At 59.2% G+C, this 1,365-nt stretch carries 2 protein-coding genes; both read right to left on the bottom strand.

Going from position 1 to position 1,365, the window contains the following annotated elements; translation table 11 throughout:
- Positions 1-76 precede the first annotated feature (76 nt).
- Positions 77-487: a hypothetical protein gene (locus ACXJL8_RS41115; protein WP_456687044.1), complete on the bottom strand. Its 411-nt coding sequence runs from the start codon at positions 485-487 to the stop codon at positions 77-79.
- Between the two features lie 141 nt (positions 488-628).
- The gene (locus ACXJL8_RS41110; protein ID WP_456623647.1) at positions 629-955 is read right to left on the bottom strand and encodes a hypothetical protein; all 327 of its coding nucleotides are present in this window, start codon (positions 953-955) and stop codon (positions 629-631) included.
- Positions 956-1,365 lie beyond the last annotated feature (410 nt).

The following is a 1,365-nucleotide window of genomic DNA, read 5'->3' as shown; positions in this document are numbered from 1 at the left end:
GATTACAGGCGATCTTGCCGCGGCGGGCCGCCRACCGTCGCGGTCCATTGCATCGGCGCTTCGGTGCCGTCGCCTTCTACTTGCAGCTTTTGCAGATCGTCAGCTTGCGTTTCAACGCCTCGTCTTCCTGATCGATCGCTTCCTGTGCCGCGACGCCTTTTGTATCCGGATTGGGCTTGGAGCCTTTTGCTGCGCGTGACCGCATTGGTCGGGTCGCCTGATCCGGCGTGCCATTGTCCTCGACGGTGYCGACGCTAAAGCCATCGTAATCGGCGGCAGGATTCGGCAAGGATGGAGGCCCACCGGTCGCCGGTATCGACGACACGCCGTCAGACGCCGCCGGAGAATTTTTGGTGCCCGCTTGCGGCGATGCTTTGGGCGGAGCGAGCGAGACCGGCGGCGCGGGGGAAGTCTGTCCTCTCGCGCTGTCCTGTGACCAGACGCCAACAACCATGCAGCTGAGCGCCAAGAGCGTCGTGTTTTTCATCCGCGTCCTTCAAACAGCTTTGGTTCGGCGATTGATAGCATGACTCTCCGAGCCGCGCTGTATTGAAATATGCCGGCTCGTTGGGTGGGTAGTCGAAGCGAAACCCATCCAACTCCACCTTTGCGATTGGATCGAGTCAGTTCATTCCACCTCTGCCGCTCGCTTACGCAAACGCCGCTTGATGACCTCGCCCAAAGGGCTATCCGGTGACTTGCGAAATCCTTGCAGTTTTTTCACCCGACCTTTGATCAGGACCTGCGATTGCGCTTCGTCTGCGACTTCACTTGCAATACTCCCTTGCGCAGAGAGTAAAACCCGCCGCACGGAGCGGCGCTCGTCTTGATGAGAGAGCTGTTTGCTGCGTGGAATGTTCTTTCGGCTGCTCTTCTGGTTTTCGCCATACGTATTGCGTCGGTCGAGTTCATAGCTCTGCTGCTTTTTGTCCTGTGGAGTTTTCGTCTTGCTCATCGATTTCGCCTCATTCCAGCGCCGACGACGGCTCTGGCATTTGTCGCGGTTGTATCGGACGAATTGATCTACCCTCAATGCCGTGGAATATCCAGCTGTGATGAGCCCGCGGCAAAGTAGTCTCGTAGCCCGGATGGAGCGAAGCGTAATCCGGGACAGCTGTGTCCGCGGGAGCCGCTCCCCGGATTTCGCTGCGCTCCATCCGGGCTACGATCCATTGCGTTGCCCGACGGGCAAAACACACCATCATTGGGTCAATCGCTCGCCATCAAAACATTCGTATTTACAGAAATTCTGGTTTGCCGTACAACCCTGGACATCCCGGCCCGCCACAAGGGGCGTTTCGCGGCCGTCACGGGACGCGGGCAGGGGTGCGGTGGACGCGACGGCGTCGGCGCGCAGGGTTGGCT

The sequence above is a fragment of the Bradyrhizobium sp. P5_C11_2 genome (assembly GCF_054049755.1).
This window is presented reverse-complemented; position numbering and strand designations above follow the sequence as displayed.

What these genes read in the sequence shown, in the direction of transcription:
- ACXJL8_RS41110 (WP_456623647.1), bottom strand. Translation starts at nt 955, where the DNA reads ATGAGCAAGACGAAAACTCCACAGGACAAAAAGCAGCAGAGCTATGAA.